Below are 23,620 nucleotides of genomic sequence, written 5' to 3' on the forward strand. Positions count from 1 at the left end.
TTGTGCGGAGGGAGTTCCGGGAACGTGCGGGGGCGTGCTCAGAGGTGGGCGTAGACGTCGTCGAGGGAGATTCCGCGGGCGACCATCATCACCTGGACGTGGTACAGCAGCTGCGAGATCTCCTCGGCGGCGGCTTCCTTGCCCTCGTACTCGGCGGCCATCCAGACCTCGGCGGCCTCCTCGACGACCTTCTTGCCGATGGCATGCACGCCCTTGTGCACCAGTTCGGCGGTGCGCGAGGTGGAGGGGTCGCCGTCGGCGGCCTTGAGCTGCAGCTCGGCGAAGAGCTCTTCGAAGGTTTTGTTCGCCATGATGGTCCTTAGAATACGGGGTCCCGGACCCTCGCTCAGCGCCAGGGTTCGCTGACGGTGCGCAGCGTGGCAGCGGTGGCGACGGCGGCGGTGACCGCTTCGTGCCCCTTGTCCTCGTTGGACCCTTCGAGTCCGGCCCGGTCCAGGGCCTGCTCCTCGGTGTCGCAGGTGAGGACGCCGAAGCCGACGGGCACTCCGGTGTCGACGGTGACCTGGGTGAGGCCGAGGGTGACGCCCTGGGACACGTACTCGAAGTGGGGGGTGCCGCCGCGGATGATCACTCCGAGGGCGACGATCGCGTCGTAGCCGCGTCCGGCGAGGACCTTGGCGACCACCGGGAGCTCGAAGCTGCCGGGGACCCGGAGCAGCGTCGGCTCGTCGATGCCGAGGTCGTGCAGGGCACGCAGGGCCCCGTCGACGAGCCCGTCCATGACCTTCTCGTGCCACTGGGCCGCGATCACCGCCACCCGCAGGTCACCGCAGTTGCGTACGGACAGTTCGGGTGCGCCCTTGCCGCTCATGTCTCTCCTACTTCGTGGGTTCGTGTCCGGTAGCCGCGGGCGGTCCGTGCGGGCCGCCCGCGGTGCTCACTGGTTGACGCAGGTCGACGCGGCGGTGGCGTCGAGCCAGGGCAGGTCGTGCCCCATGCGGTCCCGCTTGGTGCGCAGGTACCGCAGGTTGTGCTCACCAGCCTGTACGGGCATGGGTTCGCGCCCGGTGATCCCGAGCCCGTGCCGTACGAGCGCGGCGGTCTTGTCCGGGTTGTTGGTCATGAGCCGCACGCTGCGCACGCCGAGGTCCTGGAGGATCCGCGCGCCCGCCGCGTAGTCCCGCGCGTCGGCCGGGAGGCCGAGTTCGAGGTTGGCGTCGAGGGTGTCGGCGCCGCGCTCCTGGAGTTCGTACGCCCGCAGCTTGGACAGCAGGCCGATGCCACGGCCCTCGTGACCGCGCAGATAGACGACGACGCCGCGGCCCTCGGTCGTGATGCGTTCCATCGAGGCGTGCAGCTGGGGGCCGCAGTCGCAGCGCTGGGACTGGAAGATGTCGCCGGTCAGGCACTCGGAGTGGACCCGGACGAGGACGTCCTCGCCGTCGCCGATGTCGCCGTGGACGAGCGCGACGTGCTCGACGCCGTCGACGGTGGAGCGGTAGCCGTACGCGGTGAACGCGCCGAACGAGGTGGGCAGCCGGACCTCGGCCTCGCGGCGGACGGTCGGCTCGGAGCTGCGCCGGTAGGCGATCAGGTCCTCGATGGAGATGATCGTCAGGCCGTGCTTGCGGGCGAACGGGACGAGTTCGGGCAGCCGGAGCATCACCCCGTCCTCGCCGGCGATCTCGACGATGGCGCCGGCGGGGCGCAGTCCGGCGAGCCGGGCAAGGTCGACGGCGGCCTCGGTGTGGCCGTTGCGTACGAGGACTCCGCCGGAGCGGGCCCGGAGCGGGAAGATGTGTCCGGGCCGGACGAAGTCGGCCGGGCCGGCCCTGCCGCCCGCCAGCATCCGGAGCGTGGTGGCCCGGTCGGCGGCGGAGATGCCGGTGGTCACCCCGTGTTCGGCGGAGGCGTCCACGGAGACGGTGAAGGCGGTCTTCATCGACTCGGTGTTGTTGTCGACCATCTGCGGGAGTCCGAGGCGTTCCAGCTCGTCGTTCTCCATGGGTGCGCAGATCAGGCCGCGGCACTCGCTCATCATGAACGCGATGATCTCGGGGGTCGCCTTCTCGGCGGCGATGACGAGGTCGCCCTCGTTCTCCCGGTCCTCGTCGTCGACGACCACGACGGGCCGGCCTGCGGCGATGTCGCGGATCGCCTGCTCGACGGGGTCCAGGGACAGGTCTTCGGCCGCACGGTCGTGCAGCCAGGTGCGCTGGGCAGTCATGCCGTGGCTCCTTCCAGAGCGGGTGTCCGCGTACGCAGCCACCAGTCGCGCATGCCCCACAGGACGAGGGCGCCGTAGACGACGTAGATGAGACCGGAGAAGGCGAGTCCGCTGTGGAAGTTGAGCGGTACGCCGACGAGGTCGACGAGCAGCCACGCGAACCAGAACTCGACCATGCCGCGGGCCTGGGCCAGCATCGCGACGAGCGTGCCGGCGAAGATGTACGCGTCCGCCCACGGGCTCCAGGAGAGCGAGGGGAAGGCGGTGAAGAGGCCGCCGACCGCGAGGGTGCCGACGACGGCGCCGCCCAGCAGGTACCCGCGCTCGCGCCAGGTGGCGAAGCGTACGGCGATGGAGCCGTCCTGGGCCTGCTGCCTGCCGCGGGTCCACTGCTGCCAGCCCCAGACGGCGACGGCGATGACGATCAGCTGCTTGCCGACGCTGCCCGCCTGCTGCACGGACACGTTCGCCGCGACCAGGACCACGCCGGACAGGAGCTGCGCGGGCCAGGTCCAGACGGAGCGCAGCCAGCCGAGGGCCAGGGCGATCAGACCGATCGTGTTGCCGAGCATGTCCGACCAGATGATGTGCTGCCCGAAGGCGGTGAACGCCTCCGCGTTCAGCCAGTCCAGGGTGCTCATGCGACCGGCTCCCCGGGATCCTGCGTGGCCGTCCCGCCGAGCAGCCGCTCGACGTACTTCGCGAGGACGTCCACCTCGAGGTTGACCGGGTCGCCGGGCTCCTTGATGCCGAGCGTGGTCAGCGCGAGGGTGGTGGGGATGAGGCTGATGGTGAAGTGGTCGGTGCCCGCGTCGACGACGGTCAGGCTCACCCCGTCGACCGTGATCGAGCCCTTCTCCACGACGTAGCGGGTCAGCTCGGCGGGCAGGGCGATCTTCACGATCTCCCAGTTCTCGGAGATCGTGCGCTCGATGATGCGGCCCGTGCCGTCGACGTGGCCCTGGACGATGTGCCCGCCGAGCCTGCCGCCGAGCGCCATGGGGCGCTCCAGGTTGACCCGGGAGCCGGTCGTCAGCGCGCCGAGGCTGGAGCGGTTCAGCGTCTCGGCCATCACGTCGGCGGTGAACTCGTCCTCTTTGAGGTCCACGACGGTGAGGCAGACACCGTTGACGGCGATGGAGTCGCCGTGTTTGGCACCTTCGGTGACAACGGGGCCGCGCAGTCGGAAGCGGGAGGCGTCGTCGAGCTTCTCGACGGCGGTGACCTCACCCAGTTCTTCGACAATTCCGGTGAACACTCAGTTTCCCTTCCGAGCAGGGACGGGGACGGCGGTGATGCGCAGATCGGGACCGATACGGACGGTCCCGGTCACATCGAGGCGCAACGCCTGGGAGATGGTGGAGATTCCGGCGTCGGCGAGGGCCGCCGGGCCCGCGCCGAGGAGAACCGGGGCGAGATAGCCGACGACGGTGTCGACCGCTCCCGCGGCGACGAAGGAGCCGGCCAGGACCGGGCCGCCTTCGAGGAGTACGGAGCGGATGCCGCGCCCGTGCAGGGCGGCGAGCAGGGCCGGGATGTCCAGGCCGGGACCGGTGGCGGCGCGTGGCAGGCGCAGCACGGTGCCCTCGGGGAGGTGTGCGCTGTCGGCGTCGTCGGCGACCGCGATCAGGGTGGGTGCCGTGCCGTCGAGGACCCGGGCTCCGGGGCGTACGGCGGTGGCGCCGGTGTCGACGACCACCCGGAGCGGCTGAGTGGCGCCCTCGATGCCGCGTACGCCCAGCTGGGGGTCGTCGGCGCGGGCGGTTCCCGAGCCGACCACGACGGCGTCGGCCTCGGCCCGCAGCCGGTGGACGTCGGCGCGGGACTCGGGGGAGGTGATCCAGCGGCTGGTGGCGTCGGCTGCGGCGATGCGGCCGTCGAGGGTGGCCGCGTACTTCCACAGGACGTACGGGCGGCCGAGGCGTACCGAGGTGAGCCAGGCGGTGTTGCCCGCCTCGGCCTCGTCGGCGAGGAGGCCCCGCTCCACCCGGACACCCCCGGCGCGCAGGGTGTCCGCACCGCCGGTGGCCTGCGGATTCGGGTCGCCGACGGCGTACACGACGCGGCGGACGCCGGCGGCCAGGAGTGCCTGGGCGCAGGGGCCGGTGCGTCCTGTGTGGTTACAGGGTTCGAGGGTGACGTAGGCCGTGCCGCCACGGGCCCGTTCGCCGGCCGCGCGCAGGGCGTGGATCTCGGCGTGCGGCCCTCCGGCGCGCTGATGGAAGCCCTCACCGGCCTGCTGTCCGGCGGCGTCGAGGATGACGCATCCGACGACCGGATTGGGGCTGGTGGCGCCGAGTCCGCGGGCTGCGAGCGTGATCGCCCGCCGCATGGCGTCCATATCGGCTGCGGTGGCCACCGGGTCCTCCTGCCTCTTCGGGCACGGACTCCGGGGCCTGTCGATGACGACAGATGAAGCGGAACGCAGCAGGGGACGCCGCGACCGAAGACACGGATGCGACCGTCCCGGGAGATCCCGGAACGCATCCGCCGACGGCGGCGTACCTGTGACGGCCCGCCGCGCACTGCCTCCCATCCGGACTTTAACCGTCGGTCCAGGAATCTCACCTGGTCAACCGGCCGCTGGATGCGGACGGGTCGCGGACTATAACCGCCGGTTCGGAATTGCACCGACCCCGGAGTGCGCTGCTACTGGTACAGAACACATTGTGCCACGACCGGCCATGGGCCGAACGGGCGACTTCTGTGGCACCGCTCACAGACGGATGAAGCCTCCGCTCACGGCTGGGCAGGCCCGTGGACGGGACACCGACCCCCAAATGGTCCAGACCTATTGACTCACTGGTCTAGTCCTCTTAATCTCTGCGTCACCTCCGAGGAACGTCTGCCGGGTGTGCGCACACCCGGGCACCGTGTACATCGCAAAGCCCCCTTGCCAGTTGTGTTCTGCCGACCTCCCCAGGAGGAACAACACATGCTGTCCCCCACCCGTGCGAGAACCACCCTGCTCGCAGCCGGCGCAGCCGTCGCCGGACTGCTGCTGGGCTCGCTCACCGCCGCTCCCTCGGCCGCCGCCGACCAGGAGTCCTGTCGCCCCGACGGGCTGTACCGGACCCCTGGCGTCGACGTGCCCTACTGCTCCGTCTACGACGGTGAAGGCCGCGAGAAGATGGGCGCCGACCATCAGCGGCGCGTCATCGGCTACTTCACCAACTGGCGGACCGGCAAGGACGGCAAGCCGGCCTACCTCGCCCCGGACATCCCCTGGGACAAGGTCACCCACCTGAACTACGCGTTCGCGCACATCGACGGCGCCAACAAGATCTCCGTGGGCACGGACAGCCCGCAGAACGCGTCCACCGGGATGACCTGGCCCGGTGTCGCGGGTGCCGAGATGGACCCCGCCCTCCCCTACAAGGGGCATTTCAATCTGCTCAACAAGTTCAAGAAGCAGCACCCCGACGTGAAGACCCTCGTCTCGGTGGGCGGCTGGGCCGAGACCGGCGGCTACTTCGACGACAACGGCGACCGGGTGGACTCCGGCGGCTTCTACTCCATGGCCACGAACGCCGACGGCTCGGTCAACCAGGGCGGTATCGACACCTTCGCCGACTCGGCCGTCACCTTCCTCCGGACGTACGGGTTCAACGGCGTCGACATCGACTACGAATACCCGACGACGATGAAGGACGCGGGCAATCCGCTCGACCACACACTGTCCAACGCGCGCCGGCCGGGCCTGGTCAAGGGCTACGCCGCCCTGATGAAGACGCTGCGCGAGAAGCTCGACCGCGCGTCCGCCGCCGACGGCAAGCACTACCTGCTGACCGTCGCGGCACCCTCCTCCGGCTACCTGCTGCGCGGCATGGAGACGTTCCAGGTCCAGAAGTACCTGGACTACGTGAACATCATGTCCTACGACCTGCACGGCGCCTGGAACGAGTACGTCGGCCCGAACGCCTCGCTCTACGACGACGGCAAGGACGCCGAACTGGCCCAGGCCGGCGTCTACTCCACCTCGCAGTACGGCGGGACCGGCTACCTCAACACCGACTGGGCCTACCACTACTTCCGCGGCTCCATGCCGGCCGGCCGGATCAACATCGGGCTGCCGTACTACACCCGCGGCTTCAAGAACGTGCAGGGCGGGACGAACGGACTGTGGGGCAAGGCCGCCACCACGGACTGTCCCGCGGGCGCCGGTCTGACCAAGTGCGGCGACGGGGCCGTCGGCATCGACAACCTCTGGCACGACAAGGACACCGCGGGCAAGGAGTCCCCGGCGGGCTCCAACCCCATGTGGCACGCGAAGAACCTGGAGAAGGGCGTCGTCGGCGACTACGTCACGCAGTACGGCTTCCCGGCCGGCACCGAGCTGACCGGCACCTATGTCCGCAACTACGACTCGACGCTGGTCGCGCCCTGGCTGTGGAACGCGCAGAAGAAGGTCTTCCTGTCCACCGAGGACGAGCAGTCGGTGGCCGCGAAGGCGGACTACGTCGTCGACAAGGGCATCGGCGGCACGATGATCTGGGAGCTCGCGGGCGACTACGGCTGGAACGCCGCCAAGGGGCAGTACGAGCCGGGCTCCACGCTGACCACGGCGATGTACGACGCGTTCAGGTCGGCCACCCCGTACGGCGCGAAGCGGTCGACCGTGGACCTGCCCACCGAGGCCCTCGACATCGACGTGTCGTTCGAGCAGTTCCCGCTGGGCGACTCGAACTATCCGATCGGCCCGAAGCTGAAGATCACCAACAACACGTCGGCGACCCTGCCGGGCGGCACGGAGTTCCGGTTCGACTACGCGACCTCGGCCCCCGCCAACGCCAAGGACCAGTCGGGCTTCGGCACGACGATCGTGCGCAGCGACCACACCGCGGCGAACAACATCGGAGGCCTGAAGGGCGACTACAACCGGGTCTCGCTGAAGCTGCCCGCCTGGCAGACGCTGGCCCCGGGAGCCTCCGTACAACTGGACTTCGTCTACTACCTCCCGACGTCGACCCCGTCCAACTGGACGGTGACCTTCGACGGGTCCACCTACTCCCTCGCCGGGGACCTGGCACGCGGCACCACCGTGGTCCAGCCGGGGACGGGGACCGGCCCCACCCCGACACCCACCGTGACCCCCACCCCGGATCCGGGCGGCGGCAGTTGCCCGGCGACGGCGTGGAGCGCCACGGCGGAGTACGGCAGTGGCGCGACGGTGAGCCACGGCTCGCACACGTGGAAGGCCCGGTGGTGGACGAAGGGCGAAACGCCCGGCTCCACCGGTGAGTGGGGCGTCTGGCAGGACCTCGGCGCCTGCTGAACCCGGGGCTGACCGCCCGGCGGTGACCGGCACGACGCCGGTCACCGCCGGGCTCGACGCCGTGCGGGACCTTTCGCCGTCGAGAACCTTCGCCGTGCGGAACCGCCTGATCGGCCTCCCGGCCCGGGCGTGCGCGGGGGCACGGCAAGGCCGACGGGTGCCCCCGCGCACGCCGGGATCCGCCTACGCCCGCTCGCCGCCTGCCCCACCCGGCGCGAACAGCACGTCCTGTGCGGCCTCGCGGGCGGCGAGCAGCGCGCCGCGCAGGACCGCGCCGCCGCCCAGGGTCCCGGCCCTGACCTCCGTACGCAGCGGCGACATGCGGGCGAGCCGCTCCTCGACGCGGGCGGCGAGGGCGTCACCCCCGGCGCGGCCGACCTCGCCCGCCAGGACGAGGCAGCCGGGGTCGAGCACCGCGACGACGGAGGCTGCGCCGAGCGCGAGGCGGTCGGCGAGCACCGCGAGGAACGCCTCGCCGTCCGGCCCTCCGTCGGCGAGCGCGGCCCGGACGGCGAACGCGGCGGCGGGATCCTGCTCCTGTGCCCCCTCCCCCGCGGGCCCGCGGGCCTTGATGCCGTGGTCTGCGGCCAGTTCGCAGACGGCGACGGAGCCCACCAGCGAGTGGAACCCGCCGTCGCAGTTGAGCGCGGACGGCACCCCGGTGGTTCCCGGCACCGGCAGGAAGCCGATCTCGCCCGCGCCTCCCGAGGCGCCGCGGCGCAGCTTCCCGTCCAGCATCACGGCGGCGCCGATGCCGTGGCCGAGCCAGAGCAGGACGAAGGTGTCGCGGTCGAGGGCGGCTCCGACGCGGTGTTCGGCGACGGCGGCGAGGTTGGTCTCGTTCTCGACGAGGACGGTTGCGGGCAGCCGCTGCTGGAGTTCTCCGACCAGGCCCCGGTGCCAGGCCGGGAGTCCGGTGGTGTCGCGGAGCTCGCCGGAGACCGGGTCGATCAGGCCGGGGGCGCCGATGCCGACGCTGTGCAGCGGGGCCGTGCCCGCGCTGCGGGCGGTGCGCTCCAGGAGCGCGACGGCCTGCTCCACGGCCGACTGCGTCCCCGTGTCGCTGCCGATCGGCAGGGTGGCCTCGGCGAGCGTGGCACCGAGCAGGTCGGCGACGACCACGGCGACGCTGTCGGTACGCACGTCGAGGGCGGCCAGGTGCGCCCGGTCGGCGACGATCCCGTACAGCCGGGCGTTGGGGCCACGCCGGTCCGAACCGCTCTCGCCGACGACCCGGACCAGCCCGGCCTCCTGGAGCCGGTCCACCAGGTCGGCGACCGTGGGGCGGGACAGTCCGGTCAGGGTCTTCAGCTGAGTGGCCGTCAGCGGGCCGTCCTGCTGGAGCAGTCGCAGGGCGAGCCGGTCGTTGATGGCCCGGGCGGTGCTCGGGGATGCGGGCATGCCGGGATCCTTCCAGATCACTGCGGAACCGCCTTCATGCGCTATTTATCAGGCAGGGTTCCTGATAGTTTACTGCGCGCACCGCGAACGCGGCCGCCGGAGGCACCGGCGAGCCGTCATCGCCAGGGGAGGGCACGGCGCATGACCACGAAACCCACGGCCACCGGTTTCGGCACGGAACAGGTACGGCGGGCGCGCTACGCCGTCGCCGCGGTCTTCACCGTGCACGGAGCGGTCACCGGCAGCTTCGCGACCCGGGTGCCCTGGATCCAGGACCATGCCTCGGTGAGCGCGGGGCAGCTCGGTCTCGCCCTCGCCTTCCCTGCCGTCGGGGCCTCGCTCGCCATGCCGCTGGCCGGCCGGGTCAGCCACCGGTTCGGCGCCCGGACGGCTCTGCGCGGTCTGCTCGCCCTGTGGACCCTGGCGCTGATCCTGCCGGCGCTGGCCCCGAATCTGCTGACGCTCTGCGCGGCACTCCTCGTGTACGGGGCGAGCGCCGGGATGTCGGACGTGGCGATGAACGCGCTGGGCGTCGAGGTGGAGAACCGGCTCGACAAGTCGATCATGTCCGGGCTGCACGGCATGTGGAGCGTGGGCGCACTGATCGGTTCGGCGGCCGGCACGGTCGCCGCCCATACGGGTACCGACGCGCGGCTGCACCACACGGTCGCGGCGCTGGTGCTCACCGCGCTCGGCCTGTTCGCCTGCCGGAACGTACTGGACCTGCGCAGCGAACCGGACGAGGAGCCGCCGCCGCGCTTCACCCTGCCGCCGAGGTCGGCGCTGCTCATCGGTGCGGTGGGCTTCTGCGCGGTGTTCGCCGAGGGGGCCAGCATGGACTGGTCGGCGGTGTACCTCAGGGACGTCATGGGCAGTTCCGCCGGGCTCGCCGCGGCGTCCACCACGGCGTTCGCCCTGATGATGGCCATCGCCAGGATCGCCGGGGACCGGGTGGTCGACCGCTTCGGCGCCGTACGGACCGTGCGGGTCGGTGGCGTCATGGCCACCGTCGGCGGGCTGCTGGTCGTCCTGGCTCCCGGCCCGGCGGCGGCGCTGTGCGGCTTCGGGCTGCTCGGACTGGGTGTCGCGGTCGTCGTCCCGCTGACGTTCGCCGCGGCCGGGCGCAGCGGGGACAACCCGAGCCGCGCCATCGCGGGCGTCGCCACCATCACGTACACCTCCGGGCTCATCGCCCCGTCCGCCGTCGGCTCGCTGGCGGAGGCGACCTCGCTGCTCGCGTCGTTCGGCCTGGTGACGGTGCTGGCGTTCGGGCTGGTGCTGGGCGCCGGGGTGCTCCGGGCGGGCGACCGCAAGGTCGCGGACGGGGGCGTGCCCGCGCCCGCCCCCACCGGGAGCCCTACGGGAAGCTGACGGCCGGCGGCGGAGGTACGCCCACGGGGCCGCACACGAGGTCACCGGCGTGCGGCACTACCATGGCGCTGATCTTTTTCCGCGGGTGACCGCACGGGTGGAGACGCGGGTGGACACCCCCGGACACCCCCGTGGGCACACACCGCACACAGAACAGGGAGCGAACCATGGGCGGCCTCGGCGTGCGCTGGACCTTGCACGGCGACGGGAAGACCCCCGCACCGGGGGCTGTCGTGCGCCCCGACGAACGGCTCTCCTGGCCCCGTACGTTCGGGCTCGGCGCGCAGCACGTGGTGGCGATGTTCGGCGCGTCCTTCGTCGCGCCCGTGCTGATGGGCCTGGACCCGAACCTCGCGATCATGATGTCCGGTGTCGCGACCGCCATCTTCCTGCTGGCGACGCGCGGCCGGGTGCCCAGCTATCTGGGCTGCTCGCTCTCCTTCGTGGGGGTCGCCGCCACGATCCGGGCCAGTGGCGGCAGCAGTGCCACGGTCACCGGCGCGGTGCTGGTGGTGGGCGCCGTGCTGTTCCTGGTGGGCCTCCTGGTGCAGCGGTTCGGTGCGCGGATCATCCACGCGGCGATGCCTCCGGTGGTCACCGGTGCCGTCGTCATGCTGATCGGTTTCAACCTGGCGCCGGTCACCGCGTCGACGTACTGGCCGCAGGACCAGTGGACGGCCCTGCTGGTGATGCTGTTCACCGGGCTGGCCGTGGTGTGCCTGCGGGGCTTCTTCTCCCGGATCGCGATCTTCCTCGGACTCGTCTTCGGGTACGTGCTGTCCTGGGTGCTCGACCTGGTCCTCGGGAAGATCCACTCCCCGGCCGGCGGCGCCGAGGCCGTCGACCACTGGCGGCTGGACCTGTCCGCCGTGGCGGACGCCGACTGGATCGGGCTGCCGTCCTTCCACGCCCCGGCCTTCGAGTGGTCGGCGATCCTGGTGGCGCTGCCCGTCGTCATCGCGCTGATCGCCGAGAACGCCGGGCATGTGAAGGCCGTCGGCGAGATGACCGGGGACTCGCTCGACGACAAGCTGGGCACCGCCATCGCGGCCGACGGCGCCGCGTCGATGCTGTCCACCGCCCTGGGCGGGCCGCCCAACACCACGTACTCCGAGAACATCGGCGTGATGGCGGCGACCCGGGTCTACTCCACCGCCGCGTACTGGGCCGCCGCCTGCTTCGCCCTCCTCTTCGGTCTCTGCCCCAAGTTCGGCGCGGTCGTCGCGGCGATCCCCGGCGGTGTGCTCGGCGGCATCACCGTCATCCTGTACGGCATGATCGGCCTGCTGGGCGCCCAGATCTGGCTGAACGCGAAGGTCGACCTGCGCAACCCCCTGAACCTCGTGCCGGCCGCGGCGGGCATCATCATCGGCGTCGGCGGGGTCAGCCTGAAGGTCACCGACAACTTCGAGCTGGGCGGTATCGCGCTCGGCACCCTCGTCGTGATCACCGGTTACCACGCGCTGCGGGCGTTCGCCCCGGCGTACCTCAAGACCCAGGAGCCCCTCCTGGACTCGGGTACGTCGGCGTACGACGACGAGGAGCCGCCGGCCGCCTCCGGTAGGTCCTGACCCGGCACCTCCCTCAGCCGGTGGCCGGCGCGTAGGGGTAGTCCGGGGTGAACGAACCGGCCTCGCCCCCGCAGCCGTCTGGAGGAGCGGATCCGTGATGATCTGATGCCGGGTCCCGACCTGCTGGAGGTGGCCGACCCGCTCACCCGTCCGGCGAGCATCTGGAGCCTGGAAGGGGCCCGTGAGGCGTCGTGGCCGGCGGCGCGGGTGCTGTGGCGGCTGCGCGGGGTGCCGCCGCCGGCCGAGGAGTTCGGCACCCGGATGGATGCGGGGATCGGCCTGGTGGGGCGCTTTCTGCTCACGCCGGTGCCGCTGCTACGTTTCGCCTGCCCCGGGAGCCGGGGCCCCGGGGTGCCGCCCCGCCGCTCAGTCCTCCGGGAGTTCGACCGGGGCGATGTCGTCGAAGACGTCACCGGGGCCGGGGTTGGTCGGATCGGTGCTGCCGCCGAACTGGCTCATGACGCCCCACACGGCGTTGAGCGCGGTCTGCACGGCACCCTCGGCCCAGCCGGCCGTCCACGAGATGTCGTCCCCGGCGAGGAACAGGCCCCGCTTGTCGGCGGGCAGCCGGTCCTGCATGAAGTGGGTGAACAGGCGTCGCTGGTAGCGGTAGTGGCCGGGCAGATTGGCCTTGAACGCGCCCATGAAGTAGGGCTCGTTCTCCCAGGAGACGGTGACCGGGTTGCCGATGACGTGCTTGCGGATGTCGACGTCGGGATAGATCTCGCCGAGCGACTTGAGCATGACGTCCATGCGCTCGTTCGGGGAGAGCGGCAGCCACTTCAGGCTGTCGTCGCACCAGGTGTACGAGAGGCAGATGACGGCGGGCCGGTCGGGACCCTCGTCCAGGAGGTACGTCCCCCGGGTCATCCGGTCCGTGAGCGTCATCGACATGGTGTCGCGTCCGGTCACCTCGTCCTTGTCCAGCCAGAACGGCCGGTCGACGGGCACGAACAGCTTGGACGACTCCATGTAGTGGGTGCGCTCCATCGCCGTCCAGTGGTCGATGGGGAAGAGCGCGTCGTCGCAGGCGATCTTGGAGAGCAGCAGCCAGGACTGCCCGGTGAAGACGGCGGCCCGGTAGGTGCGGATGTCCCCGGTGGAGTCCGTGACCGTGATCCGGTTTCCCGCGGTGCGGTCGAGCCGGGTCACCGCGGAACGCGGCTGTCCGTCGTGCAGGGAGGCCAGCGACGTACCGAGCGGCCAGTGGACGATCTTCCGCGGTTCGCGGTCCCACAGGCGCAGCGGCAGCTGCTGGCTGCCGCCGACGATGCCGCGGTGGTGGTCGTCGGCCTCGGTGTACACGACCCGCAGGATCTCCAGGATGGAGTTCGGGAAGTCGGTGTCCCAGCCGCCGGTGCCGAAGCCGACCTGGCCGAAGATCTCGCGGTGCCGGAAGGACTTGAACGAGTCGGAGGCGCAGAGGAAGCCGTAGAAGGTCTGGTTGTCGAGCTTCTCGACGAGCTCCGCCCAGATCTCCCGGATGCGGGGCACGTCGCGCTCCCGCATCGCGCGGTTCATGTCGGAGAAGTCGGCGCCCTCCTCCAGACAGGAGTTCCAGGCGTTCATGACATCGCGGTACACCTGCGGCAGGTCGTCGACGGTCGTCGCGTAGTGGGACTCGCCCTTGAGGTCGACGACGGTCGACGGGGTGGCCGGGGAGAGCGGATTGGGGAACGGCCTGGTCTCCAGGCCCACCAGGTCGATGTAGTGCTGGAGCGCGGTGGACGAGGGCGGGAAGCGCATGGCGCCCATCTCCGCGGTCAGCGACGGGTCGCAGCCCTCGAAGCCGACGGTGCGCAGCCGGCCGCCGATGCGGTCCGCCTCGTAGACGACGGGCTTCAGGCCCATCTTCATGAGTTCGTACGCCGCGATGATCCCGGACAGCCCGCCGCCGATGACGGCGACCTCGGATCCGTGCTCGGTGGCGGGTATCTGCCCGATGCCCGCGGGGTGGGCGAGGAAGTCGTCGTAGGCGTAGGGGAAGTCCGGCCCGAACATGGTGATCGGCGGCTGCGCGTCGGTGTGCTGGACGGCGTTGGGCACCGTGGACGTCATGGGCTGCGGACTCCTTGGAGGGAAGCGCGGGAAGAGAGGAGGGCGGAGGGCTGCTCAGGGCTCATGGCTCAGGGCTCATGGCTCATGGCTCAGGCGAGGGAGCCGTACAGACCGGGGCGGCGGTCTGCGAGATACGGGTTGGCGGCGCGCGAGCCGGTCAGGAACTCCGGGTCCACCTCGCCGATGACGAGCTCCTCGCCGCGTCCGGCGCGGGCCCGGACGGTGCCGTCGGGTCCGGCCAGGCAGCTCAGTCCGGTGAACTCGAACTCGCCTTCCGCGCCTGTCCTGTTGACGTAGGCGATGTACATCTGGCTCTCGAACGCGCGGACCGGCACGACCGATTCCGCGACGAACGGGAAGGGGTGCATCAGCGCGGTGGGCACCAGCAGGAGGTCGGTCCCGGCCAGTGCGTGCGCCCGGACGTTCTCCGGGAACTCCACGTCGTAGCAGATCAGCAGGCCGATCCGGACGCCGTCCAGTTCGGCCTGCACGACGGCCTGCTCGCCCGGGGTGAACCACTCCCGCTCGAAGCGGCCGAAGAGATGGGTCTTGCGGTAGCCGGCGAGCGTCGTCCCGTCGGGGCCGATGAGCTGCGCGGTGTTGAAGACCGCCTCGCCCGCGCGCTCCGGGTAGCCGTAGTGGACGGCGATGCCATGCCGTACGCAGAGGTCGGCGACGGCCTGCGCGCCGGCGCCGTCCGCGGGTTCGGCGAGCTCGGCGACGGCGTCACCGATGGCGTAGCCGGTGAGGAACAGTTCCGGGGCGATCAGCAGCCGTGCGCCCGCGGCGGCGGCCCGCCCGGCGGCCTCGTCGAGCACCTTGATGTTCTCGTCCGGGGAACCGGGGCGGCCGGAGCTCTGGAGCAGGGCGGTACGCAACGGCGGCATGGCTGACCTCGGGCGGGGCGGGCGGGGCGGGGACGTATTGACGGTACGGCGCGCCCGTCGGGCCCGACAAGCCGCGAGTGTTGCGCGTGCACCGTCGATCCGTTGCGTGGAACGTCCTCGGGACGGCGATTCGTTGCGCAGTGCGTCCTTGCAGGTCAGGAGGGTGATCTGGGTCTCGGACGGAAGGCTCTCGCACCGGAGCCGCTGGGGGGGTGCTCCCGCCGGGCCGGCGCCCCGGAGAACGGGTGGGCGCGGGCTGTCAGCCCGGTGTGCCGGAGGAGTACCGGCGCAGCAGCGGGGACAGGACGAGCACCGATTTGGTGCGCTCGACGTACGGCTCGCCCGCGATCCGTTCGAGCACCTGCTCGAAGTGCCGCATGTCGGCGGCGAAGACCTGCACGATCGCGTCGGCCTCCCCCGTCACCGTGGAGGCGGACGCGACCTCGGGGTAGCGGGCCAGGCCCTTCCTGATCGCTTCGGGAGCGGTGTTGCGGCTGCAGTAGATCTCGATGAAGCCCTCGGTGGCCCAGCCGAGCGCCGCCGGGTCGACCCGCACGGTGAAGCCCGTGATGGCGCCCTCGGCGCGCAGCCGGTCCACCCGGCGTTTCACCGCGGGGGCGGACAGGCCGATGAGCGCGCCGATGTCGGCGTAGGAGCGGCGGGCGTCTTCGGCGAGGGCGTGGACGATGCGTTCGTCGAGGTCGTTCAGGCGCACGTCAGGTGGATCGCTTCTCTGCGGTGGACGGATTCGGGGGCGGCGTGGGCCGCCCCCGAAGTAGACCATGACGCCCCGTGGGGCGTGCTCACCGCAGAGGGCGCGGCAGGGTCAGAAGGGGAACTGCGAGCGGCCGTGCTGCACCGAGATCCACTTCTGGGTGGTGAAGGCCTCCACGGTCGCCTCCCCGTTCAGCCGTCCGAGACCCGAGTTCTTCTCCCCGCCGAACGGGACGATGGGCTCGTCGTGGACCGTGCCGTCGTTGATGTGGATCATGCCGGTACGGATCCGCTGCCCCACCCGCACACCGCGTTCGATGTTGCCGGTGTGGACGGCTCCGCTGAGCCCGTACGGGGTGTCGTTGGCGATCCGGACCGCCTCGTCCTCACCGTCGAAGGGCACCAGCAGCGCCACGGGGCCGAAGATCTCCTGGTGCAGGACGGGGGAATCGGGGGCGATCCCGGTCAGCACGGACGGGCTCACCAGATTGCCCTCGACGCCGCCGTGCAGCAGGGCCGTGGCGCCGTCGGCCACGGTCTGGTCGACGAGCTTGGACACCGCGTCGGCCTGCGAGGAGTTGATCAGCGGGCCGATCTGGGTCGAGGGGTCGGCCGGGTCGCCGACCCGCAGGGAGGCGACCTTGGCGACGAACTTCTCGGTGAACTCCTTCTCGACCGCGCGGTCGACCAGGATCCGGTTGGCGGCCATGCAGACCTGGCCCTGGTGGACGTAACGGCTGAAGACGGCCGCGTCGACGGCGTAGTCCACGTCCGCGTCGTCGAGGACGATCAGCGCGCTGTTGCCGCCGAGCTCCAGCACGGCCTGCTTGAGGTTCGCCGCGCACACGGTCGCGACGTGGCGCCCGACCTTGTCCGAACCGGTGAAGGAGATGAGCTGCGGGATGGGGTGCTCCAGCAGCGCGTCACCGATCTCGGCGATGTCGGTGACCACGACGTTCAGCAGCCCGGCGGGCAGGCCGGCGTCCTCGAAGACCTTGGCGATCAGCGTGCCGCCGCAGACCGGGGTGTTCTGGTGCGGCTTGAGGACCACGGCGTTACCGAGGGCCAGTGCGGGCGCGACCGACTTGAGGGACAGCAGGAAGGGGAAGTTGAAGGGGCTGATGACGCCCACGACGCCGACCGGCACGCGGTAGACGCGGTTCTCCTTGCCCTCGGTGGGCGACGGGAGGATCTGGCCGGTGGGCCGCAGGGCGAGCTGGACCGCCTCGCGGAGGAATTCCTTGGCCAGGTGCAGTTCGAAGGCGGCCTTCAGCCGGGTACCGCCGAGCTCCGCGACGATCGCGTCGCCGATCTCGGCCTCGCGCTCCTCGACGATCCGCAGCGCCTTCTCCAGGACGGCCCGGCGGCCGTACGGGTTGGTGTCGGCCCATGCCTGCTGCGCCTGCTCGGCCGCCCGGTAGGCCTGGTCGACCTCGTCGGCCGTGGCGACGGTGATCGACGCGAGCCTCTCCCCGTCGTACGGGTTGAAGTCGATGATGTCCCAGGACCCCTTCCCCGGCCTCCACTCGCCGTCGATGTACTGATGGGCCAGGTCGGTGAAGAAGGAGGACATGAGATCCCTTACCGCAGAGAGGCAGGCAGCTGATTGCCGTTCATGTTACTGACAATTCAACCGAGTTGAAGACGAAACCGAACGCTCAACAGTTGCCTGCAAAAGGACTCGCTCGATCACCTGTCGTACCGGCACACACAGGTGCCCCTCCCGGAACGAACACCCGGGAGGGGCACCTGTGACGCGAGGACCGCGAGGTCAGTTCCAGCTGGCGTGCAGGGGCTTGCCCTCCGCGTAACCGGCGGCGCTCTGCACACCCACGATCGCCTTCTCGGCGAACTCCTCGAGCGAGGCCGCGCCCGCGTACGTGCAGGAGGAACGGACACCGGCGATGATCGAGTCGACCAGGTCCTCGACCCCGGGACGGGCCGGGTCCAGGAACATCCGCGACGTGGAGATGCCCTCCTCGAAGAGGCCCTTGCGGGCCCGGTCGTAGGCGGACTCCTCCGAGGTGCGGTTCTTCACCGCGCGCGCCGAGGCCATCCCGAAGGACTCCTTGTACCAGCGGCCGTCGGCGGACTGCTGGAGGTCGCCGGGCGACTCGTACGTACCGGCGAACCAGGATCCGATCATCACGTTCGACGCACCGGCGGCGAGCGCCATGGCGACGTCGCGCGGGTGCCGGACGCCACCGTCGGCCCAGACGTGCTTGCCGTGCTTCCTCGCCTCTGCGGCGCACTCCAGTACGGCGGAGAACTGCGGCCTGCCGACCCCGGTCATCATCCGGGTGGTGCACATCGCGCCGGGGCCGACGCCGACCTTGACGATGTCGGCGCCCGCCTCGATCAGGTCACGCACGCCCTCGGCGGCCACGACGTTGCCCGCGACGATCGGCACGCCGGGGTCGAGCGCCCGGACGGCCGCGACCGCGCTGAGCATGGATTCCTGGTGACCGTGCGCGGTGTCCACGACGAGGGTGTCGGCACCGGCCGCGATGAGCTGCGCGGCCTTGCCGGCGACGTCGCCGTTGATGCCGACGGCCGCGGCGATACGCAGCTTGCCGGCGGCGTCCGTCGCAGGCGTGTAGAGCGTGGCGCGCAGCGCGGCCTTCCGGGTGAGGATGCCGACGAGCCGGCCGTCCGCGTCGACCGCGGGGGCGAGCTTGCGGTTGGCGCCGTCGAGCTTGTTGAACGCGTCGCGCGGGTCGATGTCCGCGTCGAGCACCACCAGGTCCTTGGACATGACCTCGGACAGCTGGGTGAAGCGGTCCACCCCGGTCAGGTCGTGGTCGGTGACGACGCCGACGGGCCGGTGGTCCTCGTCGACGACGACGCCCGCCCCGTGGGCCCGCTTGTGCAGCAGGGACAGGGCGTCCGCGACGGTCTGGCCCGGGGCGAGCACGATCGGCGTGTCGAGCACGAGGTGGCGTGTCTTGACCCAGCCGATGACCTCGGTGACGACCTCGATCGGGATGTCCTGCGGGATGACGACCAGGCCGCCGCGCCGGGCGACGGTTTCAGCCATCCGGCGGCCCGCGATCGCGGTCATGTTCGCGACGACGAGCGGGATGGTGGTGCCGGTGCCGTCGGGCGAGGACAGGTCCACCGCCTGCCGGGAGCCGACCGCGGAGCGGCCGGGGACCATGAAGACGTCGTCGTACGTGAGGTCGTAGGGGACCGAGGGGGAGGCCGTGTGACGACCCGTGCCGGGCTCAAGAAAACGCATATCACTCATGTTTTCATACGAAACGGTGCAGGTCGTTTCCACGAAGACACAGCAATGGACCCCGACGTTCGTTCGTTCCTCCGAAGGAGGTGCTCGGGGCCCGGGCAAGTGGAACCTGCCTTACCCAGGGACCCTACCCGAACAGGATTCAACCATCAGTGATCACTATCCCTGGACCGGGTGACGAAGGGTCAGGTAGCTTGAAAATTCGCAGGTCGCCATGGTGGCCGCCGCGCTGCCCACGAGCGCCAGGAACAGCCGTCACACGTTTGACCGGAGAGGATCCAGATCCGCCTGTGGAGAGCGAACTGCCGGACATCTACTGCCCGTTCCCGCAGCGGAGCAATCCGCATGTAGGGCACACCCGCGAGCACCTCGCCACCTGGACGCGTCAGACCGGACTGGTTCACCGCGAGTCCGCCAGGCGCCGTTTCGAGCAGGCCGACTTCGGCGCGTTCGTCGGCATGGTCTATCCGACGGCGAACGCCGAGCACCTGGACCTGGTCGCCGACTGGTTCGTCTGGCTCTTCCTCGTCGACGACCAGCTGGACGACGGGCACCTGGGCCGCAGCCCGGAACGAATACAGAGTGTCGTGGCCAGAATGCGATCCGTCGTGGAGGGTGAGGACACCGGCCCGCTGCCGGGCGAGAAGCTCCCCACCGCCGTCGTCGCCCTGGCCGATCTGTGGGAACGTACGGTCCCCCGGGCCGCCCCGCACTGGCGCACACGTTTCGCGTGGCACCTCACGACGTATCTGACGACCGCCACCACCTGGGAGGCGGGGAACCGGGCCGACGGAGCGGTGCCCTCCGAGGCGACGTACATCGCCAAACGCCGGCACACCGGGGCGATCCATGTGTGCATGGACCTGATCGAGATCGTGGCGGGCATCGAGGCACCCGAGTCGATCCACAACGACCCGCGGTTCATCACGGCGCTGGAGACCTCCTGCAACGTCGTGTGCTGGGCCAACGACGTCTACTCCTTCGAGAAGGAGCAGGTGCTCGGCGAGATCCACAACCTCGTGCACCTGGTCCGCCACCACCGGGGCTACGGGGAGCAGCAGGCACTCGATCACGTCTGCGCCGAGATCGCCGCCGAGACCGAGCGGTTCCTCAGGGCCGAGGAGGAGCTGCTCGGCATGTACCCGCAGCTTGCCGGCATGCTCACGCCCTATCTCGACGGGATGGGGAGCTGGATGCGCGGCAATCTGGACTGGTCGCGGCAGACGCCCCGCTACAACCCGGCGGACGTCAGCCAGTACACCCAGCCCGGGGAGTACCTGGAGGAGACGGTCCTCGGCGTGGCCGCCGGCCACGCGGGCCTGGGAAAGGGACCGGCCCAGGCGCACCGGAGCTGAACACGACGGAGGCCGGGCACCTGTGCGGGTGCCCGGCCTCCGTCGTGTGCGGCCTCTGCCGTGTGCCGTCCCTGCCATGTACGGCCTCCGGCGTGGGCGTTCCCCGCCGTGCCCGGCCTCCGTCGTGCGCGGCCCGGTCAGTCGTCGGGGTCGGCCCGCTCCAGCGCCGGGCGCTGTCCCGCGGCGGACTCCGTCAGCAGGTAGTCGGCCGCCGCCGTGTCCGTGACGAGGCTGGTGACGAGACCGGAGCGCAGCACGGCACCGATCGCCGCCGCCTTGCGCTGTCCGCCCGCGATGGCCACCACCTCGGGGATCCGGCGCAGCCGGTCCGCCTCCACGGTGATGCACCGCTCGCCCAGGTCCCGGCCGACCCGGCGGCCGTCGGAGTCGAAAAGGTGCGCGGACATCTCCGCCGCCACACCGAGCGAGGCGTAGTGCCCCCGCTCCTCGTCCGACAGCATGTCGTGGACGGTGGAGATGCCCGGCTCCCAGGAGCCGATGGAGACCGCGGCGACCGTCACCTTGTCGAAGTACTCGAAGGCGCGGGCGATACCCGTCTGGTGCCGCAGCGCCGCCGCGGTCGCCGGATCGGGCAGCAGCATCGGGGCGTAGATGGGGTGCGCCTCGCCGCCCGACACCTGGGCCGCGCGGCGGACCGCCTCGACGGAGCCGCGCTCGGCCGTCCCCGCGTCGTAGACCCCGGTCAGCTGCACGACAGTACAGGGCGGCAGCCGGTCGAGCGCCGCCGCCATGTGGATGGTGGACCGGCCCCAGGCCAGGCCCAGCACATCGCCCTCGTTGACCAGCTCGCCGAGCAGATCGGCCGCCACCTCGCCGAGATTCTCCGGATCGGCGGCGTCGTCCTGCTCCTCCGCCGGTGATTCGACCACGACCGCGTGCCGCAGGCCGTAGCGGGCCCGGAGCGCGTCCGAGCGCTCCGCGTCCAGTTCCGCCGGAACCCGGATCTCGATCCGTACGAGATCACGTTCGAGGGCCGTCTCCAGAACCCGGGCCACCTTGAAGCGGCTCACGCCGAACTCCTCGGCGATCTGGATCTTCGACTTTCCCTCGAGGTAGAACCGGCGGGCCATGGCCGCCGCCTGCACCAGCTCCGCGGGTCCCATCCGCATGGCTGACCGACCCGCCGAGATGCCAGACACCGCGATCTCCTCACTGCTGTTCACGCGCTCCGTACGCCGACCATCCTGTCAGATCCGGCGATCCTTGATCCGGCCCGTCGGGCCGCGTTCATCCGACCTTTGTTCAGTGGCCGCATGCCCAGGGGGCCGCGGCGGTGACCGCGTCCGCCTGCGCGCGCAGTGCCCGCACCGCTTCGGCGGGGTCCGCGGCCCCGTAGACCGCCGATCCGGCGACGAAGACGTCCGCGCCGGCCTCGGCGCACCGCTCGATGGTGGAGGCGGAGACCCCGCCGTCGACCTGGAGCCAGAGCTCCAGGCCGTGCTTGGAGATCAGCTCACGGGTACGGCGGATCTTGGGCAGCATGATGTCGAGGAACGCCTGGCCGCCGAAGCCCGGCTCCACCGTCATGATCAGCAGCATGTCGAGCTCGGGGAGCAGATCCTCGTACGGCTCGATGGGCGTCGCGGGCTTGAGCGCCATCGAGGCGCGCGCGCCCTTCGCCCTGATCTCCCGCGCAAGCCGTACGGGCGCTGCCGCGGCCTCCGCGTGGAAGGTGACGGAGCCGGCACCGGCCTCGACGTACTGCGGCGCCCAGCGGTCCGCGTCCTCGATCATCAGGTGGCAGTCCAGCGGGGTGTCCGTGGCCTTGCTCAGCGCCTCCACGATGGGCACACCGAGCGTCAGGTTCGGGACGAAGTGGTTGTCCATGACATCGACATGGAGCCAGTCCGCGCCTTCGACGGCCTTGGCCTCCTCGGCGAGACGCGCGAAGTCGGCGGACAGAATGCTGGGGTTGATCTGGGCCATGCACCCAAGCCTGCCATGCTCGGCGCAACTTCCCTGCCCCGGTGCGCCCCAAAGCCTCACGGGATCATTACGGTTCGCACAATCCCGACCATTTCACCCCATGAATCCGTCGCGCGGTCCCGGCCGGCAGGCGGGTTCCGGCGGCCGGGGTGTCCCGTTCGCCGGGACTGCCGCCCGTATTCCGTCTCGGCTGCCGGTCGTGCCCGGCCCAGGGCGCGGACTGCCCCTGGTGCCCGCGCTGAGGCTGTGTTAGAAAACTCCCCGTGATCAGCGACCAGTTCCTGACGGCGCGCCTCAGCATCGATCTCTGCCGTGTGACCAGCTGCTCCTGTTGAGCCTGGACCGGTAGCGCCGAGCGCTTCCCGAACGGCGCGGCATCGTCCGCCCGCCTTCCGGCCGCCCCCTCGGGTGAACCGGCGGTCACCCCCCGCGTGAGCCCACGATTCGGGTGAGCCGACGCTCCTCCCCCGGAACCCTGTCCGCGAACCGGACCGGACGGTTCCCGTCCGCGTACGGAGCACCGGCTTCTCATGTTCCGTGGGGTTCCTTCCCCCTTTGTCCGCGGGCGCCGTCGTGCGCGCCCCGCGTCCCCCTGCCCGTCCCCGCCCGGTCCTGGCCGCATTCGCGGCCCTGCGTCCGTGGGCATCTCCCGACGGAGTCCGCCATGACCACACCCACCACCACGGAGAAACAGCCGTCCGGCCCGGCGCTCGCCGGTGACCCCGCTCCCGCAGCCCTTCCGCGCCGCCGCTCGCCGGAGTGGGACGCACGGCTGCGCAGGGTGGGGCTGCGGCTGCTCGCGCTGGTCGTGCTGCTCGCCCTCTGGCAGCTCCTCACCGCCCTGCGGCTGTGGTCACCGTTGCTGGTGCCGCCGCCGTCGGCCGTCTGGGACGCGCTCGTCACGACGTCAGGCACCCACGACGGGGTGCGCGGCTACCAGGGTCACACCCTGGTCGAACACCTGGGCATCAGCCTGCGCCGGATCGCGATCGGTGCGGGCGCCGGTGTCCTGGCCGGGCTGGTGGGCGGGGTGCTGATGGGCACGCTGCCGTGGGTGCGGGTCGTGTTCGAACCTGCGGTGGCCTTCCTCCGGACCCTGCCGCCGCTCGCCTACTTCAGCCTGCTGATCATCTGGTTCGGCATCGACGAGGCACCCAAGCTGTGGCTGCTGGCGATCGCCGCCATGCCGCCCGTGGCCGTGGCCACCGCGTCCGCCGTCGCCTCCGCGCCCGCCTCGCTGGTGGAGGCCGCACGGGCCGTCGGGGCACGCCGCACGCAGGTGGTGGCCTCCGTGGTCCTGCCGTCCGCGCTGCCGGAGATCCTGGTCGGCGTGCGACTGGCGTTCGGGATCGCCTACTCGTCGGTGGTGGCCGCCGAAACCGTCAACGGGCTGCCCGGCATCGGCGGGATGATCCGCGACGCCCAGCGCTACAACCAGTCCGACGTGGTCGTCCTCGGCCTCTTCGCGATCGGGATCTCCGGCCTGCTGATCGACGCCCTGCTGCGGGGGGCCGAGAACCGGCTCGCGCCCTGGCGCCGGCTGTCGTGACCCTCCCGCCCCCTGCACCCGCCCCACCCTGTGCCGCTCTGCCCTCCGACCAACGAACGA

At 71.0% G+C, this 23,620-nt stretch carries 19 protein-coding genes, 1 pseudogene and 1 riboswitch; of the genes and pseudogenes, 6 read left to right on the forward strand and 14 right to left on the reverse strand.

Annotation, left to right across the window (positions count from 1 at the left end; all coding sequences use genetic code 11):
- Positions 1-38: 38 nt before the first annotated feature.
- The 6 genes from OG524_RS05775 to ribD all read right to left on the reverse strand — a co-directional run bounded on the left by OG524_RS05775 (position 39) and on the right by ribD (position 4,547).
- Entirely contained in the window at positions 39-311 is a 273-nt protein-coding gene (locus OG524_RS05775) for a phosphoribosyl-ATP diphosphatase (protein WP_384501740.1), read from the reverse strand.
- 35 nt (positions 312-346) lie between these two features.
- Positions 347-832, reverse strand: coding sequence for a 6,7-dimethyl-8-ribityllumazine synthase (gene ribH, locus OG524_RS05780; protein ID WP_362839990.1), 486 nt, complete (start codon positions 830-832; stop codon positions 347-349).
- Between the two features lie 66 nt (positions 833-898).
- A complete protein-coding gene (locus OG524_RS05785; RefSeq protein WP_405392013.1) occupies positions 899-2,188 on the reverse strand; it encodes a bifunctional 3,4-dihydroxy-2-butanone-4-phosphate synthase/GTP cyclohydrolase II in 1,290 nt (429 codons plus the stop codon).
- Entirely contained in the window at positions 2,185-2,829 is a 645-nt protein-coding gene (locus OG524_RS05790) for a nicotinamide riboside transporter PnuC (RefSeq protein WP_405392012.1), read from the reverse strand. The genes OG524_RS05785 and OG524_RS05790 overlap by 4 nt, the downstream gene beginning before the upstream one ends.
- The gene (locus OG524_RS05795) at positions 2,826-3,446 is read right to left on the reverse strand and encodes a riboflavin synthase (RefSeq protein WP_405809348.1); all 621 of its coding nucleotides are present in this window, start codon (positions 3,444-3,446) and stop codon (positions 2,826-2,828) included. The genes OG524_RS05790 and OG524_RS05795 overlap by 4 nt, the downstream gene beginning before the upstream one ends.
- On the reverse strand, positions 3,447-4,547 hold the full coding sequence (gene ribD, locus OG524_RS05800; protein ID WP_405392010.1) for a bifunctional diaminohydroxyphosphoribosylaminopyrimidine deaminase/5-amino-6-(5-phosphoribosylamino)uracil reductase RibD: 1,101 nt from the start codon (positions 4,545-4,547) through the stop codon (positions 3,447-3,449). It abuts the gene before it with no gap.
- A gap of 159 nt (positions 4,548-4,706) precedes the next feature.
- Positions 4,707-4,837: riboswitch (FMN riboswitch) on the reverse strand.
- Positions 4,838-5,123: 286 nt separating this feature from the next.
- Between ribD and OG524_RS05805 the strand changes: the two genes are divergently transcribed.
- Positions 5,124-7,463, forward strand: coding sequence for a chitinase C-terminal domain-containing protein (locus tag OG524_RS05805; protein ID WP_405809350.1), 2,340 nt, complete (start codon positions 5,124-5,126; stop codon positions 7,461-7,463).
- Between the two features lie 183 nt (positions 7,464-7,646).
- Here the strand turns inward: OG524_RS05805 and OG524_RS05810 are convergent, their stop codons facing one another.
- On the reverse strand, positions 7,647-8,864 hold the full coding sequence (locus OG524_RS05810) for an ROK family transcriptional regulator (protein WP_405392007.1): 1,218 nt from the start codon (positions 8,862-8,864) through the stop codon (positions 7,647-7,649).
- 141 nt (positions 8,865-9,005) lie between these two features.
- On the opposite strand from OG524_RS05810, the gene OG524_RS05815 reads away from it, so the two are divergent.
- From OG524_RS05815 to OG524_RS05825, 3 genes and pseudogenes are all read left to right on the forward strand, one after another.
- Positions 9,006-10,235 carry an MFS transporter gene (locus OG524_RS05815; RefSeq protein WP_405392006.1) on the forward strand — a complete coding sequence of 410 codons (1,230 nt, stop codon included), beginning with the start codon at positions 9,006-9,008 and terminating at the stop codon, positions 10,233-10,235.
- Between the two features lie 167 nt (positions 10,236-10,402).
- Positions 10,403-11,806 (forward strand): uracil-xanthine permease family protein, encoded by a 1,404-nt coding sequence (locus OG524_RS05820; protein WP_405392005.1) that lies wholly within the window; start codon positions 10,403-10,405, stop codon positions 11,804-11,806.
- Positions 11,807-11,884: 78 nt separating this feature from the next.
- Positions 11,885-12,112, forward strand: a pseudogene (locus OG524_RS05825) (DUF5995 family protein); the annotation flags it as partial.
- Between the two features lie 60 nt (positions 12,113-12,172).
- On the opposite strand, the gene OG524_RS05830 reads toward OG524_RS05825, so the two are convergent.
- The 5 genes from OG524_RS05830 to OG524_RS05850 form a co-directional block, all read right to left on the reverse strand.
- Positions 12,173-13,864 (reverse strand): flavin monoamine oxidase family protein, encoded by a 1,692-nt coding sequence (locus OG524_RS05830; RefSeq protein ID WP_405392004.1) that lies wholly within the window; start codon positions 13,862-13,864, stop codon positions 12,173-12,175.
- A gap of 89 nt (positions 13,865-13,953) precedes the next feature.
- On the reverse strand, positions 13,954-14,751 hold the full coding sequence (locus OG524_RS05835) for a carbon-nitrogen hydrolase family protein (RefSeq protein WP_405392003.1): 798 nt from the start codon (positions 14,749-14,751) through the stop codon (positions 13,954-13,956).
- A gap of 259 nt (positions 14,752-15,010) precedes the next feature.
- On the reverse strand, positions 15,011-15,466 hold the full coding sequence (locus tag OG524_RS05840) for an Lrp/AsnC family transcriptional regulator (protein ID WP_384500113.1): 456 nt from the start codon (positions 15,464-15,466) through the stop codon (positions 15,011-15,013).
- A gap of 111 nt (positions 15,467-15,577) precedes the next feature.
- Positions 15,578-17,038, reverse strand: coding sequence for an aldehyde dehydrogenase family protein (locus OG524_RS05845; protein WP_405809354.1), 1,461 nt, complete (start codon positions 17,036-17,038; stop codon positions 15,578-15,580).
- 198 nt (positions 17,039-17,236) lie between these two features.
- Positions 17,237-18,703 (reverse strand): GuaB1 family IMP dehydrogenase-related protein, encoded by a 1,467-nt coding sequence (locus tag OG524_RS05850; protein WP_405393309.1) that lies wholly within the window; start codon positions 18,701-18,703, stop codon positions 17,237-17,239.
- Between the two features lie 296 nt (positions 18,704-18,999).
- On the opposite strand from OG524_RS05850, the gene OG524_RS05855 reads away from it, so the two are divergent.
- Positions 19,000-20,064, forward strand: coding sequence for a terpene cyclase (locus tag OG524_RS05855; RefSeq protein ID WP_405392001.1), 1,065 nt, complete (start codon positions 19,000-19,002; stop codon positions 20,062-20,064).
- 137 nt (positions 20,065-20,201) lie between these two features.
- Here the strand turns inward: OG524_RS05855 and OG524_RS05860 are convergent, their stop codons facing one another.
- Both OG524_RS05860 and rpe read right to left on the reverse strand, forming a co-directional pair.
- On the reverse strand, positions 20,202-21,188 hold the full coding sequence (locus tag OG524_RS05860) for a sugar-binding transcriptional regulator (RefSeq protein ID WP_203187585.1): 987 nt from the start codon (positions 21,186-21,188) through the stop codon (positions 20,202-20,204).
- A 139-nt stretch (positions 21,189-21,327) separates the two neighbouring features.
- Complete coding sequence (rpe, locus tag OG524_RS05865; RefSeq protein ID WP_405392000.1) at positions 21,328-22,011, reverse strand: ribulose-phosphate 3-epimerase; 684 nt, start codon at positions 22,009-22,011, stop codon at positions 21,328-21,330.
- A gap of 664 nt (positions 22,012-22,675) precedes the next feature.
- Between rpe and OG524_RS05870 the strand changes: the two genes are divergently transcribed.
- Positions 22,676-23,560 carry an ABC transporter permease gene (locus tag OG524_RS05870; RefSeq protein WP_405809356.1) on the forward strand — a complete coding sequence of 295 codons (885 nt, stop codon included), beginning with the start codon at positions 22,676-22,678 and terminating at the stop codon, positions 23,558-23,560.
- Positions 23,561-23,620 lie beyond the last annotated feature (60 nt).

This window comes from Streptomyces sp. NBC_01520 (assembly GCF_045040375.1).
In the GTDB taxonomy this organism is placed as follows: domain Bacteria; phylum Actinomycetota; class Actinomycetes; order Streptomycetales; family Streptomycetaceae; genus Streptomyces.

Bases quoted from the DNA above. Each gene is read 5' to 3' on its own strand.
- OG524_RS05820 (WP_405392005.1), top strand. From the start codon at position 10,403: ATGGGCGGCCTCGGCGTGCGCTGGACCTTGCACGGCGACGGGAAGACC.
- OG524_RS05815 (WP_405392006.1), top strand. From the start codon at position 9,006: ATGACCACGAAACCCACGGCCACCGGTTTCGGCACGGAACAGGTACGG.
- OG524_RS05790 (WP_405392012.1), bottom strand. From the start codon at position 2,829: ATGAGCACCCTGGACTGGCTGAACGCGGAGGCGTTCACCGCCTTCGGG.
- OG524_RS05845 (WP_405809354.1), bottom strand. From the start codon at position 17,038: ATGTCCTCCTTCTTCACCGACCTGGCCCATCAGTACATCGACGGCGAG.
- OG524_RS05810 (WP_405392007.1), bottom strand. From the start codon at position 8,864: ATGCCCGCATCCCCGAGCACCGCCCGGGCCATCAACGACCGGCTCGCC.
- OG524_RS05785 (WP_405392013.1), bottom strand. From the start codon at position 2,188: ATGACTGCCCAGCGCACCTGGCTGCACGACCGTGCGGCCGAAGACCTG.
- OG524_RS05775 (WP_384501740.1), bottom strand. From the start codon at position 311: ATGGCGAACAAAACCTTCGAAGAGCTCTTCGCCGAGCTGCAGCTCAAG.
- OG524_RS05850 (WP_405393309.1), bottom strand. From the start codon at position 18,703: ATGCGTTTTCTTGAGCCCGGCACGGGTCGTCACACGGCCTCCCCCTCG.
- ribH (WP_362839990.1), bottom strand. From the start codon at position 832: ATGAGCGGCAAGGGCGCACCCGAACTGTCCGTACGCAACTGCGGTGAC.
- OG524_RS05870 (WP_405809356.1), top strand. From the start codon at position 22,676: ATGACCACACCCACCACCACGGAGAAACAGCCGTCCGGCCCGGCGCTC.
- rpe (WP_405392000.1), bottom strand. From the start codon at position 22,011: ATGGCCCAGATCAACCCCAGCATTCTGTCCGCCGACTTCGCGCGTCTC.
- OG524_RS05805 (WP_405809350.1), top strand. From the start codon at position 5,124: ATGCTGTCCCCCACCCGTGCGAGAACCACCCTGCTCGCAGCCGGCGCA.
- OG524_RS05835 (WP_405392003.1), bottom strand. From the start codon at position 14,751: ATGCCGCCGTTGCGTACCGCCCTGCTCCAGAGCTCCGGCCGCCCCGGT.
- OG524_RS05830 (WP_405392004.1), bottom strand. From the start codon at position 13,864: ATGACGTCCACGGTGCCCAACGCCGTCCAGCACACCGACGCGCAGCCG.
- OG524_RS05860 (WP_203187585.1), bottom strand. From the start codon at position 21,188: ATGGGACCCGCGGAGCTGGTGCAGGCGGCGGCCATGGCCCGCCGGTTC.